The 13,774-nt window shown below is 67.5% G+C and carries 6 protein-coding genes; 4 read left to right on the top strand and 2 right to left on the bottom strand.

What is annotated here, in order from left to right; genetic code table 11:
• The first annotated feature begins 49 nt into the window (after positions 1-49).
• The 3 genes from recC to recB all read left to right on the top strand — a co-directional run bounded on the left by recC (position 50) and on the right by recB (position 8,817).
• Complete coding sequence (recC, locus tag ABUE11_RS08395; protein WP_367068590.1) at positions 50-3,592, top strand: exodeoxyribonuclease V subunit gamma; 3,543 nt, start codon at positions 50-52, stop codon at positions 3,590-3,592.
• Between the two features lie 72 nt (positions 3,593-3,664).
• Positions 3,665-5,071, top strand: coding sequence for a Fic family protein (locus ABUE11_RS08390; protein ID WP_367068589.1), 1,407 nt, complete (start codon positions 3,665-3,667; stop codon positions 5,069-5,071).
• Between the two features lie 29 nt (positions 5,072-5,100).
• Positions 5,101-8,817 carry an exodeoxyribonuclease V subunit beta gene (gene recB / locus ABUE11_RS08385; protein ID WP_367068588.1) on the top strand — a complete coding sequence of 1,239 codons (3,717 nt, stop codon included), beginning with the start codon at positions 5,101-5,103 and terminating at the stop codon, positions 8,815-8,817.
• A gap of 183 nt (positions 8,818-9,000) precedes the next feature.
• Here the strand turns inward: recB and ABUE11_RS08380 are convergent, their stop codons facing one another.
• The gene (locus tag ABUE11_RS08380; protein WP_367068587.1) at positions 9,001-10,080 is read right to left on the bottom strand and encodes a hypothetical protein; all 1,080 of its coding nucleotides are present in this window, start codon (positions 10,078-10,080) and stop codon (positions 9,001-9,003) included.
• Positions 10,081-10,088: 8 nt separating this feature from the next.
• Complete coding sequence (locus ABUE11_RS08375; protein WP_367068586.1) at positions 10,089-11,408, bottom strand: hypothetical protein; 1,320 nt, start codon at positions 11,406-11,408, stop codon at positions 10,089-10,091.
• A 196-nt stretch (positions 11,409-11,604) separates the two neighbouring features.
• Between ABUE11_RS08375 and recD the strand changes: the two genes are divergently transcribed.
• Complete coding sequence (gene recD, locus ABUE11_RS08370; RefSeq protein ID WP_367068585.1) at positions 11,605-13,725, top strand: exodeoxyribonuclease V subunit alpha; 2,121 nt, start codon at positions 11,605-11,607, stop codon at positions 13,723-13,725.
• The last annotated feature ends 49 nt before the right edge of the window (positions 13,726-13,774 follow it).

Genomic DNA, 13,774 nt, shown 5'->3' with positions numbered 1-13,774 from the left:
TACGCTTCATGGTTCCTGCCCATCATCCCCCTCTTCATCCCCCCTGTTCATGCCCACAGCCTGCCCGCCCGGCCTCATCGCCCTGCACAGCAACCGCACCGACCAGCTGCTCGACACCGTCGCCGCCTGGCTGCAGCAGCACCCCTTGGAGCCGCTGGAGAGCGAGGTCGTGCTGGTGCAAAGCAACGGCATGGCCGAGTGGGTGAAGATGCAGCTCGCCGGCCAGCAGGGCATTTGCGCCGCCGCGCAGGTGGAGTTGCCCGCGCGCTTTGTCTGGCGCACCTGCCGCCAGGTGCTGGGGCGCGTGGCCGTGCCGGCAAGCTCCGCGCTGGACAAGGCGCCGCTGGTCTGGCGCCTGCTGCGGCTGCTGCCCACGCTCGTACACGCCCCCCTCTACGCCCCGCTGTCCCAATACCTGCGCCCTGGTGAGCCCGAGCGCCTGTTGCAGCTGGCCCAGCGCCTGGCGGACCTGTACGACCAGTACCAGATCTACCGTGGCGACTGGCTGGCTGAATGGAGCGCGGGCCGCGCGGTGCTGACCCAGCCCGGCCAGGACAACCGCCCCCTGCCCGAGGGCCAGGAGTGGCAATGCGCGCTGTGGCAGGCGCTGCAGGCCGACCTGACGGAGCAGGAGCGCGCCGGCGCCCGCGGTGCGGTACTCGCGCGCGTGCTCGCGCACCTGCAGGCCGGCCAGGCGCCCGCGCAGCCGGTGGCGCGGCGCGTGGTGGTGTTCGGCCTGTCGCACATGCCGCTGTCCCTGTTGCAACTGCTGGCCGCGCTGGCGCGGCACAGCCAGGTGCTGCTGGCCGTGCCCAACCCCTGCCGCTTTCATTGGGCCGACGCGATTGACGGGCGCGAGCTGCTGCGCCAGGCGCAGCGCCGCCACCCCCTGCGCGGCGGGCGCGACCTGGCCGCCGTGCCGCTCGAGGCCATGCACGCCCACGCCCACCCGCTGCTGGCCGCCTGGGGCCGCCAGAGCCGCGACACGGTGCGCCAGCTCGACGCCTTCGACACCACGCTGCAGATGGCCGCGCAGCTCGACTGGCCGCGCGTCGATCTGTACGACGATGCTCCGGCCCATGAGGGCACGCTGCTCGAACAGGTGCAGCGCAGCATCCGCGACCTGCTGCCGCTGGCCGAGCACCCGCGCAGCCTGCGGCCGGAAGAGCGCATCGCCGCCAGCGACCGCTCCATCGTCTTTCACAGCGCGCACAGCCTGGTGCGCGAGCTCGAGGTGCTGCACGACCAGCTGCTCGACCTGCTGGCCGCCCCGCCCGCGCCCGGACAGGCGCCACTGCAGCCGCGTGACATCGTCGTCATGCTGCCCGACGTGCAGACGGCCGCCCCGGCGATTCGCGCCGTGTTCGGCCAGTACCCGCGCCACGACGCGCGCCATATTCCGTTTGACATCGCCGACCTGAGCGCGCGCCAGACCAGCCCCCTGGTCGCCGCGCTGCAATGGCTGCTGCAGCTGCCGCGCCAGCGCCTGCACCTGTCGCAGCTGTGCGACCTGCTGCAGGTGGGCGCCGTGGCCCAGCGCCTGGGCCTGGCCGCCGAAGACCTGCCCCAGCTCATCACCTGGATGCAGGGCGCGGGCATACGCTGGGGCCTGCACGCCGAGCACCGCGCCAGCCTGGACCTGGCCGCCTGCGGCGAGGACAACAGCGCCTGGTTCGGCCTGCGCCGCATGCTGCTGGGCTACGCCAGCGGCGCCGGCCCCGCCTGGGAGGGCGTGGAGCCCTACGACGAGGTGGGGGGGCTGTCGGCAGAACTGGCCGGCGCCCTGGCCACGGTCCTGCAGGTGCTGCAGGACTGGTGGCAGCAGGGCCGGCAGGAGGCCACGCCGCTGCAGTGGGCGGCGCAGCTGCGCGCCCTGCTGCAGGCGCTGTTTGCCGCGCAGACCGAGGCCGAGCGCGCCGTGCTGGCGCAGCTGCACGACGCGCTCAACGCCTGGTTGCAGGACTGCGACCAGGCCGGGTTCGACGCGCCCATCCCCCTGGCCGTGGCACAGGCCGCCTGGCTCACGGTGCTGGACGCGCCCACGCTGCAGCAGCGCTTTCGCGCCGGCGGCGTCACGTTCTGCACCCTCATGCCCATGCGCGCCATTCCGTTCGAGGTGGTGTGCCTCTTGGGCATGAACGAGGGCGACTACCCGCGCCGCGCGCCGCGCAGCGACTTCGACCTGATGGCCGAGCGCGGCCAGTACCGCCCCGGCGACCGCGCCCGCCGCGACGACGACCGCCAGCTCATGCTCGACGCCCTGCTCTCGGCGCGGCGCCAGCTCTACCTGAGCTGGACCGGTCAGAACCTGCGCGACAACACCATGGAGCCGCCCTCGGTGCTCGTCGCCCAGCTGCGCGACTACCTGGCTGCGGGCTGGCGCGGCGAAGGTGCCGGGGACGACGCACTGCTCTCTGAGCGCAGCAGCCACCACCCGCTGCAGCCCTTCAGCCGCGCCTACTTCGAGGCTGGATCGCCCCTGCACACCCACGCTCGGGAATGGCGCGCCGCCCATGGCAGCGAGGCAGACAACTCCGAATTTGATAGCTTCTCGCGCTTGCTGGACGGGCGTGAGAGGCCAGTTTCATCTCAAATATCGACCTCTACTCCCTCCCCGCTCACCCTGCGCCAGCTGCAAGGCTGGCTGCGCCACCCGGCGCGCGCCTTCTTCCAGCAGCGCCTGCAGGTATTTTTTGATGACGCCGACGAGGCCCTGGCCGACGAGGAGCCCTTCCACCTGGACGGCCTGGACAACTACCAGCTGCTCGCCGAGCTGCAGCAGCAGGTCTGCAGCCACTGGCTGGCGCAGGCGACGGGCAACGACGCACCGGGCAGCATCACGCAGTCCCTGGCCACCCATGTGGCGCGCCTGCAAGGCAGCGGCCGCCTGCCCCTGGCGGGCCTGGGCCAGCGCGCTGCAGATCATCTGCAGGCCGAGCTGCTGCCCGGCCTGCGGCACTGGTCGCAGCTGCGCGCGCAATACCCGCACAGCGCCCCGGCCCTGCCGCTCGACTACCGCCACGCCGACACCCTGCTGCAGGACTGGCTGCCGCCGCTGTGGCTGCGCGCCGATGCCCTAAGTTGTGAGCTGCCCACCTGGATAGACATAGACCCGCGCCACCTGGCCGTGGACGACGCCAAGAGCGGCCCGCAGCCCCGCCCCGACAAGCTCCTGCCCCACTACCTGCGCAGCCTGGCCGCCGCCGCCTGCGGCCAGCGCGTGGCAGGCGTCGTCGTCGGCCTGGGCCACAGCCTGGCCATCAGCCCCATGGAACCAGACGCCGCGCGCAGCCAGCTCGACGCCCTGCTCGCCCTGTGGCAACAGGGCCAGGCCGCGCCCCTGCCGCTGCCCTTCAAGACCGCGCTGGCGCTGCTGGAAAAGGACATTGACGCCGCCTGGACGGCCTACGAAGGCGGTTTTGACAACAAACCCGCACCCGAGATCGACGCCTACTGGCAGCGCCTGTACCCCGACTTCGCGGCGCTGACGGCCGACGGGCAGTTCGAGGACCTGGCGCCCATGGCCTTGCAGGGGCTGCTGCAGTGGTGCAGGGAATGCGTGGAGGCACGGGCGCTGGCCGCCGATGCATAGCCTTATGGCGCGGTTGGCGCAATTCGCAAAACTGCGCCACAATAGCGCCAACTGCGCCAGAATTCATTCACAATGCCTTCCCCATCCAACCTTCTGCACAGCATTGCCTCCGCCCCCCAGGGCCTGTCCCTGGCGCAGTTGTTGCAGGCCCATCCCGGCATGGCGCGGCGCAGCGTACAGCGCCAGATTGCACAGTGGATTGCCAATGGCCAGATCCAGGCCCGTGGTGAAGGCCGGGCGCGGCGGTACTTTGGCGCAGTTGGCGCAATTTATGCATCTGGCGCCGTTGGTGCGGTTTCCCCCTCCCCCATCCACCGGGTGGCCGAACCCAGCGCGGGCGCAGAGCCATTTCCGCCCTACATCACCACCTCCGCCGACAGCCAGGACATCCTCGCCTACATCGACCAGCCCCCGCTGGCGCGCAAGCCCGTGGGCTACCAGCGCGACTTTCTCGATGCCTACCGCCCCAACGCCACCAGCTACCTGAGCGAGCCCCTGCGCCGCCAGCTGCACAAGATGGGTGCCACGACGGCGCTCGATGCACCCGCGGGCACCTACAGCGGCGCCATCCTCAACCGTCTGCTGATCGATCTGTCCTGGGCATCGAGCCACCTCGAGGGCAACTCCTATTCGCGCCTGGACACCCGCACCCTCATCGAACAAGGCCGTGCCGCCCAGGGCAAGGCGGTGTTCGAGACGCAGATGATCCTGAACCACAAGACCGCCATCGAGCTGCTCGTGGCCAACATCGACAGCGTCGCCTACAACCGCTACACCTTGCTCAACCTGCACAGCGCGCTCACGGAAAACCTGCTGCCCAACCCCGCCGACGAAGGGCGCACGCGCCAGCACGCTGTCGATATCAGCCACAGCGTGTACCGACCGCTGTCCACGCCGCAGCAGATCGACGACGCGCTCGACCTGCTGCTCGCCAAGGCTGGGCAGATTGCCGACCCGTTCGAGCAATCCTTTTTCATGCTGGTGCACCTGCCCTATCTGCAGCCCTTTGCCGACGGCAACAAGCGCACCGCGCGCCTGGCGGCCAACCTGCCGCTGTTTCGCGCCAACCTGTGCCCGCTCACCTTTCTGGACGTGCCCGCCGCCGCCTACAGCCGCGCCACCCTGGGCGTGTACGAGATGACCCGCGTGGAGCTGCTGCGCGACCTCTACGTCTGGGCCTACGAGCGCTCCACCCACGAGTACCTGGCCATCAAGCAAGACCTGGCCGAGCCCGACCCGCTGCGCCTGGCCTGGCGCGACTTCATCAAACACACGCTGCGCGAGCTCATCACCCAGCCCGAGCGCGAGCCCCTGGCCCATATCCAGCAGGCCGTCGCCGCCCAGGTGCCAGCCGCCGAGCAGGCCGACCTGCAGGCGCTGCTCATCCAGGAGCTGCGCCGCCTGCACGAGGGCGTGCTGGCGCGCTACGGCCTGCGCCCGTCCGAATACCACGCCTGGAAGGCGGTGCATGGGCGCTGATGCCATCGTGCAAGCCTCTGAACCACACCATGAGCCACCCCCTCCACCCCCTCACCTTCCCCCTGCACGGCAGCCGCCTGATCGAGGCCAGCGCCGGCACCGGCAAGACCTGGACGATTGCCGCGCTCTACCTGCGCCTGGTGCTGGGCCATGGCGACGAGAGCGGCTTTGCCCGCCCCCTGACGCCGCAGGACATTTTGGTGATGACGTTCACGCGCGCCGCCACGCGCGAGCTCACCGACCGCATCCGCGCGCGCCTGGTCCAGGCCCTGGCCTGCTTTCGTGGCACGCAGGAAGTGCCGGACAACGACGCCCTGCTGCAGGGCCTGCTGGCCGCCTACCCCGCCGGCCCGGCGCGCGAGGCCGCCGCCTGGCGCCTGCAGCTCGCGGCCGAGGGCATGGACGAGGCCGCCATCCACACCATAGACGCCTGGTGCCAGCGCATGCTGCGCGAGCACGCCTTCGACAGCGGCAACCTGTTTGACGAAACCCTGGAGGCCGACGAGGCCCAGCGCCGCACCGAGGCCGCGCAGGACTACTGGCGCCAACAGGTCTACCCGCTGGGGCCGGATGCGCTGGAGGCCGTGCTGGGCGTGTGGCCCACGGTGGACGCCCTGGCCACCGACATGAATGCGCTGATCGACGAACCCCTGCCCGCCGAACGGGGCGCGGGCGATGCGGGCGCGCTGGTCGAACGCATCCAGGCCGAGCGCAGCGCGCAGCTGGCCGCCCTGGCCGCGGGCTGGGCCGAGCGCGCGCAGCAGTTCGAGGACTGGCTCGACGGCGAGCTGGCCAACAACAAATCGGCCTGGAACGGCCGCAAGCTGCAGGCGGGCCGCTACAAGGTTTGGCTGAAAGCACTGCGCGACTGGGCCGCCGCCCCCCATCCCGATCTGGCCGAAACATTGGCCACCGGCGCCACCCGCCTCACCCCCGCAGGCCTCGACGATGCGCGCAGTGGCGATGTGCCCGTCACCCTGCACAGCGCCGCCCAGGCCCTGGCCGAGCTGCTGGCCGCACTGGACGAGCTGCCCCAGCTGGCCCCGGCGCTGCGCCAGCACGCGGCCGTGCGGGTGCAAGAGCGCCTGCGCTGGCTCAAGCAGCAGGCGGGCACGTTCGGCTTTGCCGACATGCTCAGACGCCTGAACGCCGCCCTGGCCGGGCCGCACGGCGCGCGGCTGCGTGCGTCCATCCTGGCGCAGTACCCGGTGGCGCTGGTCGATGAATTCCAAGACACCTCGCCGCTGCAATACCGACTCTTCGACCAGATCTACCGCACGGCAGAGAGCAGCGCGGACAGCGCCCTGCTTCTGATCGGCGACCCCAAGCAGTCCATCTACGGCTTTCGCGGCGCCGACATTTACAGCTACCTAGAGGCGCGCCAGGCCACCGCCGGGCGCCACTACGCGCTGGGTACCAACTACCGCTCCACCCAGGCGCTGGTCGACGCCGTCAACCACTGGTTTGCCAGCGCCGAGGGCCGCCCCGGCAGCGGAGCCTTCCGCTTTCGGCAATGGCAGGACGGCCAGGCCCACAACCCCCTGCCCTTCACCCCCGTGGCCGCCCAGGGCCGCAAGGAGCGCTTTGAGGTAGAGGGCAGGCCCGCGCCTGCGCTGCACATCGTCCACCACGGCGGCGCGGACGGCGAACCGCTCAAGGGTGACGAGCTGCAATCCCACCTGGCGCAATGCTGCGCCGAGCAAATCGTGCAATGGCTTGCCGACCCCAGCGCCGGCTTTGCCCACCCCGACAAGGGCTTTGCCCGCGTCAAGGCCAGCGACATCGCCATCCTGGTGCGCAGCCGCAAAGAGGCCGACGCCGTGCGCGCCGAGCTGCAGCGCCGCGGCGTGGCCTCGGTCTATCTGTCCGAGCGCGAATCGGTGCTGGCAAGCGACGAGGCGCAAGACCTGCTGCTGTGGCTGCGCGCCGTGGCAGCGCCGCTCGATCTGCGCTGCCTGCGCGCGGCCCTGGCCACGCGACTGCTCGATCTGCCCCTGGCCACGCTGGAGCAACTGGCGCAGGACGACGCGCTGCTCGACGCCGCCAGCGAGCTGCTGCGCCAGCTGCACGGCATCTGGCAGCGCCAGGGCGTGCTGGCCCTGGTGCGCCACAGCCTGCACCGCCTGGGCCTGCCCGCGCGCTGGCTGCAGGGCGAGGACGGCAACGGCGAGCGCCGCCTGACCAATGTGCTGCACCTGGCCGAGCTGCTGCAGGACGCCAGCGCCACGCTCGAGGGCGAGCACGCGCTGATCCGCTGGCTGGCCGAGCAAATCGCCCAGCCCGCCCAGGACGGCGACGCCCAGACCCTGCGCCTGGAGAGCGACGCCGACCTGGTCAAGGTCGTCACCATCCACAAAAGCAAGGGGCTGGAATACCCGCTGGTGTGCATTCCGTTTGCCGCCAGCTACCGACCGATCGAGCGGCGCGGCACCCCGCTGGTGCGCCTGCCGCAACCCGGCGGCGGCCATGTGCTGCGCCTGGACTATTCCGACGCCGATCTGCAGCAGGCCGACAAAGAGCGCCTGCGCGAAGACCTGCGCCTGTTCTACGTCGCCCTCACGCGCGCCCGCCACGCCCTGTGGCTGGGCTGGGGGCCGCTGCGCCGGGGCAAAGACAAGGCCTGCGTGAACCAGCGCAGCGCCAGCGGCTACCTGCTGGCCGGCGACGACCCGCGCAGCGCGCAGGACTGGATCAAGGCGCTGCAGGACTTCTGCGCGCGCCAGGCCCACAGCCTCTGCACCCCCGCACCGGCGGAGCCCGCCCTCACCCGCCTGCCACCCCCGGCCGACGCGGCCGTGCTGCCGCCAGCCCCGGCCTACAGCGCCGACTTTGACCGGCGCTGGGGCATAGGCAGCTTCTCGGCTCTGGTGCGCGGCATGGACATGGCCGCACACGCGGGCGCACCCGAGCCGCTGCAGGATCTGCCGGAGGATCTGCCCCAGGCCCTGCCCACCGCCCCGCTGCGCCCGGCGGACGACGAACCTGCCAGCGTCACCGCCATCACCCCGGCCAACACCGGCGCACAAGCCCCCTGGCACCGCTTTCCCGGCGGGCCGCTGGTGGGCAACTTCATCCACGACCAGCTCGAATGGCTGAGCAGCGAAGGCTTTGCCCTGGCGGACAACCCCAGCCTGGCCGGTCAGCTGGAGCGCCGCTGCCAGCGCGCCGGCTACAGCAGCGCCCAGGCCGCCGATCTGCAGGCCTGGCTGACAGCCGCCCTGGCCCAGCCCCTGGCTCCCTTGGGCACCAGCCTGGCCCAGCTGCAGGCAGACCCCAGCCACCAGCGCCTGGCCGAAATGGAGTTCTGGCTGCCCGTGCAAGACCTGCCCGCCGCCCAGATCGACGCCCTGTGCCGCCGCCACATCCTGCCCGGCCAGCCGCGCCCGGAGCTTCCTGAGCGCAGCCTGCACGGCATGCTCATGGGCTTTGCCGACCTGGTCTTTGCCCATGCGGGCCGCTACTGGGTGCTGGACTACAAAAGCAACCGCCTGGGGCCAGATGCCGCCAGCTACCACAGCCAGCACCTGCAGGCCGCCATGCTGGCCCACCGCTACGACGTGCAGGCCGCCCTCTACCTGCTGGCCCTGCACCGCCTGCTGCGCCAGCGCCTGGGCGCAGCCTACGAGCCCGAGGCGCAGCTCGGCGGCGCGCTGTACTGGTTTCTGCGCGGCATCGACGGACCGGTGCAGGGGCTGTACGTGGAAGAGGCGCCGCTGGAGTTGCTCTCGGATCTGGAGCGACTATAAAAACAGTTCGTGACGTTCATGAATAAAGCGCAATAAGCTATAATTTTGATAGCTTACACTTTCCCATGAGTTGCACCAAGAAGCTTGGCACGCCGAGGCGGCGAGAACCATCCTGCGCATTGCCGTACATTACCCCGGGTGCGGGTGTTGCACTTCGGAGTTGAGACCGCCCATTTTGGCGTGTTATCTGTTTCCCATATAAACCAAAAGATAAGTGAATGCAGCAACTTGCCCCAGCAAAAGTACTCCCCCAACCCAAAACAGGCGATTAAGCCAGTGGGAATTTAACGCACCGATAGTGAGACGCAGAGCATGCTCACGCTGCTGCAATGTTTGCAACATCAAGGCATCCTGATCCTCGCGATTTTTTCGCTCTGCTGCCAGTTGTTTCTTTGTGAATTCAAGGCAATCTCTCAATTGACTTACACCATCACCAAGTTTCGCATGGGATTGACGCAATGCGGCGTCAAATGCCTGAAAGCGCTGCGCGACAAGATCTTTTTGGATAGATATTTCAGAGCCAAAAAGAATCAATTGTCGATCATACTCCGCCTCCTTGTTCCGTATATTTTCTTCCAGCCGATTTTTCTCAACTTCAATACGACTGGAGTGATCACTCAGTTCTTGAAGAGCACTCCCGAGTAAGTCCAATTTTTCTTGGATTATTTTCGGGGCACCTGCAGCAAATTCGGATTGCTTTGCAATCTTTTTTATCTCGTCTTGCAGGGTATGATGCTGCATGTCGATCGTTTCGGAGAATGACCGCAGCCATCCATGTAAAGCGTCCCTATCTGCAGCATCTACTTGGCCGAGCCCCTGCACAATAGGTTGCAGCAAAGCTGTTTCGCGTGAGGCGCGCAAGTGCTCCAGCAATCCCTCGGTCAATTGTCTAACAGCTTCAAGCTGCTGACTGATTTCTCGATGATTGGCATCTATCTTCTCTGCATGCAGAAGGTTGCTCGTGGCCAAATCATTGCAAACTGCGCTCAGCGCAAGATTGACCTGCGAAATATCGCGAATATGACCAATTGAATCGACGACGTTCTGAGCAAATTTGCCAGAATTCCACAACCGCGCAATGAAATTGCCATTTGCAATATCACCAGCCACCTTCAGTGATTTCTCACTCCCATCAATAGCCTTACGCGCGGTGGCAGCCAGTTTTTTTAAATCAATATTATGGTCTTTGCGGCTTAGCTGAAGTCCAAATTCTTTGGCTGTTTCCCTTGTGATGGAAACTCCGCTGGAACGCTTGACGCTCATTCATCCACCTACTTTAGGGAACCAGGACGAAAGCTCAATAGCTTGGCAATATTGGCAACGTCCTGTTCAATTGCTTTTAGATTTCTCGTGCTTGCCTTGTTAGACGCCTCTGTATTCCGATAGTGCTGGCCGATCTGTTCCACGAGTGCGACGCCACGGATACGAGATTCAAAATCGGCACGAAAGGCCGTTCTAGTTTGTTTCCAGGCGTTCAAGATTTTTCGTTGAGATTCCACGTCACCCACCATCCGCTTCACAATGATGGGAACCAATAACCCCAAAGGCCCAGCAACCCAATAAGCGCCTGCCGTCAGCGTGGTGTAGCCCATACGGGATTTCGCTTGTTCTAGAAACTCCCCGCCAAATTTTCCGGGCTCAATTTCCCCGTTCCTGACCGATTGACTGAGCTTTACGGCATCCATCAACAAGTTGGCCAGTAACGCAGCGCCGAAAGGATCAATTGCATCAAGTGCAGATAGGGCCGCTGCGGCACCACCACGCGACAAGGCCCAGCCTGCTTCGGTTCGAATTTGGGCGGTCGTCAAATTCTCTTTCAACCGTTCAGTGAGCTCTGCTGGTTTGATCCTGCCCCGCAGTGTTTCTGCTACATCTGACATCAATTGCGGACCGATGGACGTCGCCAGTGCAACGGCTACTGCCAGTAAAGCGCCTTCCCCCACATTGCCAAGCAAGGTCGAGTCCTCACCCACATATCCTGGGAGAACACCATCGCGGATGCCTTCCGCTCCCTCTTGTGCATCGGCGTAACTCAAGGGCAGGGATTGGGCTCCACCATAGTCGATGCGATCGGCATACTGAATCGACTCCAGCGCATGTGCACTCTGAACGTCGTTCGACGCATATGCCTCCGCGATCGCTTGGCTGTGCAACTGCTGGACTTGGGCCAACTGGTCGGATGGGACAACAATGATCTGGTCGGCATATTTGGCGGTGATGGTGCCACCATCGTTTATCAACTGAGCGCCAGCGTTGTACGAGTCTTGCGCGGTCTGGTAGAACTTTGGATTGAATTGGACACCGGCCACAACGATATCCGGCGAGCCAAACGCAGTGCTACCCAAACGTTCAGCACTGAAGTCGAGACCTTGATATTTGGCGTCGATATTGAGTGAAGCAGTGTGATGCGCCTCCGCAAAGTAACCTGCGCCGCCGCTGGCGTTGTTGGCGATGACGTTGTGTGCGTCGTCGTAAATTGGAGCTCCTGCGCCATATGCCACACGGTCGTTGTAGGCCTGCTGGCCCTCAAGCCCTGCAGCGTATGTCCCAGCCTCTGTACTGGCATCAGACCTGTGTTGTTTCGATTGCATCCGTTCACCTCCTCGCCGATTAGATTACGTTTGTTTACTTACAACAAGTGTGCGATCAACTCGTCATAGGAGGCTACTCGCGCTGAACATAGCGATTGCGTTCTTTGAACGGCATCTTGGGTTGGCGTGAGTTCTAGCAAAAACGGGCTCCACCAATCATCCATCAACTTCTGTCAGCTACGTATACGATAGCAAAATGCTCGCCCACCCTCGCCACCACGACCGCACCACGCTGGACCTGTTTGCCGACGCGCCCGAGCCCAGCCCGGCCCTGACGCCAGCGGCCACCCTCGCCACCCTGCGCGCGCTGACCGACGCGGGCCTGCTGCGCCATATCGACACCGCCCTGGCCGCCGAGCTGCACGCGCGCCAGCCCGATGCCGCGCCCTGCGTGCTGGTGGCCTGCGCCCTGCTGGCGCAGATGGAGGGGCGGGGGCATAGCTGCCTGCCGCTGGCGCAGCTCTTGCCTGCGCCGCAGGACTTGCTGGGCGCGCCCGACGACAAGCCCGAGGCCCTGGCCCAGCTGCCCGCCCTGTGGGGCGAGCTACCCCAGCGCCTGGCCGAATGGGTGGCCGCCCTGCGCGCCTGCCCCTGGGTGCGCTTGGCCGGGCAGGACGAGGACGCTGCCCATGACCAGGGCCAGCCCCTGGTGCTGGCACAGGCCAATGGCAGCGCGCCGCGCCTCTACCTGCGCCGCTACTGGCAGCACGAGCAGGCCGTGGCGCAACACCTGGCGGCGCGCAGCGAGCCGGGGCAGCAGGAACAGGCCATCGACGAGGCAGCCGCGCGCACCTGGCTCGACCGCTTCTTTCCGCCCCCGGCGGAGGCATCCGCGGGCCCCGACTGGCAAAAGATTGCCTGCGCGCTGGCGCTGCGCGGTCGCCTGTCCATCATCACCGGCGGCCCCGGCACGGGCAAAACCTATACCGCCGCGCGCCTGCTGGCGCTGCTCTTTGCCACCGCCGCCCAGCCCGACCAGCTGCGCGTGGCCCTGGCCGCGCCCACGGGCAAGGCGGCGGCGCGGCTCAAGCAGTCCATAGACCAGGCCCTGGGCGCGCTGCAGCCGCAGGTGGGGTCGGCGCTGGACCTGGCGGCCCTGGTGCAGCGCGTGGGCGCGGCGCGCACCCTGCACTCGCTGCTGGGCGCAAGGCCGGGCACGCGGCATTTTGGCCACCACGCGGGGCGGCCGCTGGAGGTGGACATGCTCATCGTCGACGAGGCGTCCATGATCCACCTGGAGATGATGGCCGCCCTGCTCGCCGCGCTGCCGCCCGGCGCCCGCCTGGTGCTGCTGGGCGACAAGGACCAGCTCGCCTCCGTGGAGGCCGGCGCCGTGCTCGGCGACCTGTGCCAGGACGCGCAGGCCGGCCGCTACAGCACCGCCACCGTGGACTGGCTGGCCCGTGTGGCGGGTGAGGCCGTCCCCCCCGCCTTCCAGGCCCAGGGGGCCGCCCCTGCACTGGCGCAGCACATCACCATGCTGCGCGCCAGCCGGCGTTTTGGCGGGCCTATCGGTCAACTGGCCCAGGCCGTGAACGCCGGCGACGCCGTACGCGCCCTGGCCGTGCTGCAGGGCGATGCCAGCGGCGCCGTGGCGCAGATCGGCGGCGGCACGCCCGAGCAGGCCGTCAGGCTCGCCTGGCCCGGCCGCGCGGACTGCGCCAGCTATGCCGACTATGCCCGGGAGCTGGCGCGCTGGCCCAGCGTGGCCCAGGCCGCCGCCACGCCAGGGTTTGAGTCCACCCACGCCGACTGGGTGCGCGCCGTGCTGCAGGCCTTCGAGCGCTTTCGCCTGCTGTGCGCCGTGCGCGCGGGCGACTGGGGCGTTCAGGGCCTGAACCGTGCCGTGGAGCAGTCCCTGGCGCAGGCCGGTGCCATCCCGCCCCGCCCCGGCGCCTGGTACGCGGGGCGGCCGGTCATGGTCACGCGCAACGACCCGCAGCAGGGCGTGTTCAATGGCGACATCGGCATCGCCCTGCCGGCAAGCGCCCCGGGCCACGCGCTGCGTGTGTTCTTTCTGCAGGGCGAGGAACTGCATTCCGTGGCCCCCACGCGATTGCCGCAGGTGGAAACGGCGTTCGCCATGACGGTGCACAAAAGCCAGGGCTCGGAATTTGCCCACACCGCCCTGGTCCTGCCCGCCGGCTGCGGGCCGCTGCTCTCGCGCGAGCTGGTCTATACCGGCATCACGCGCGCGCGCAGCAGCTTCACGCTGGTCGAGCAGCACCCCGGCCTGCTGGCCCAGGCGGCCGGCCAGCCCACCGAGCGCGCCAGCGGCCTGGCCCAGGCGCTGGTGGGACAATCGGGGCATGGATGAATCGACCCAGCGCGCCACGGACGGCGCTGCCTCTACAGAAAAACACAAC

Origin of the sequence: Oryzisolibacter sp. LB2S, assembly GCF_040732315.1 — a bacterium.
Taxonomy (GTDB): Bacteria; Pseudomonadota; Gammaproteobacteria; order Burkholderiales; family Burkholderiaceae_C; genus Alicycliphilus; species Alicycliphilus soli.
This window is presented reverse-complemented; position numbering and strand designations above follow the sequence as displayed.

Bases quoted from the DNA above. Each gene is read 5' to 3' on its own strand.
- recC (WP_367068590.1), top strand. From the start codon at position 50: ATGCCCACAGCCTGCCCGCCCGGCCTCATCGCCCTGCACAGCAACCGC.
- ABUE11_RS08390 (WP_367068589.1), top strand. From the start codon at position 3,665: ATGCCTTCCCCATCCAACCTTCTGCACAGCATTGCCTCCGCCCCCCAG.
- recB (WP_367068588.1), top strand. From the start codon at position 5,101: ATGAGCCACCCCCTCCACCCCCTCACCTTCCCCCTGCACGGCAGCCGC.
- ABUE11_RS08380 (WP_367068587.1), bottom strand. From the start codon at position 10,080: ATGAGCGTCAAGCGTTCCAGCGGAGTTTCCATCACAAGGGAAACAGCC.
- ABUE11_RS08375 (WP_367068586.1), bottom strand. From the start codon at position 11,408: ATGCAATCGAAACAACACAGGTCTGATGCCAGTACAGAGGCTGGGACA.
- recD (WP_367068585.1), top strand. From the start codon at position 11,605: ATGCTCGCCCACCCTCGCCACCACGACCGCACCACGCTGGACCTGTTT.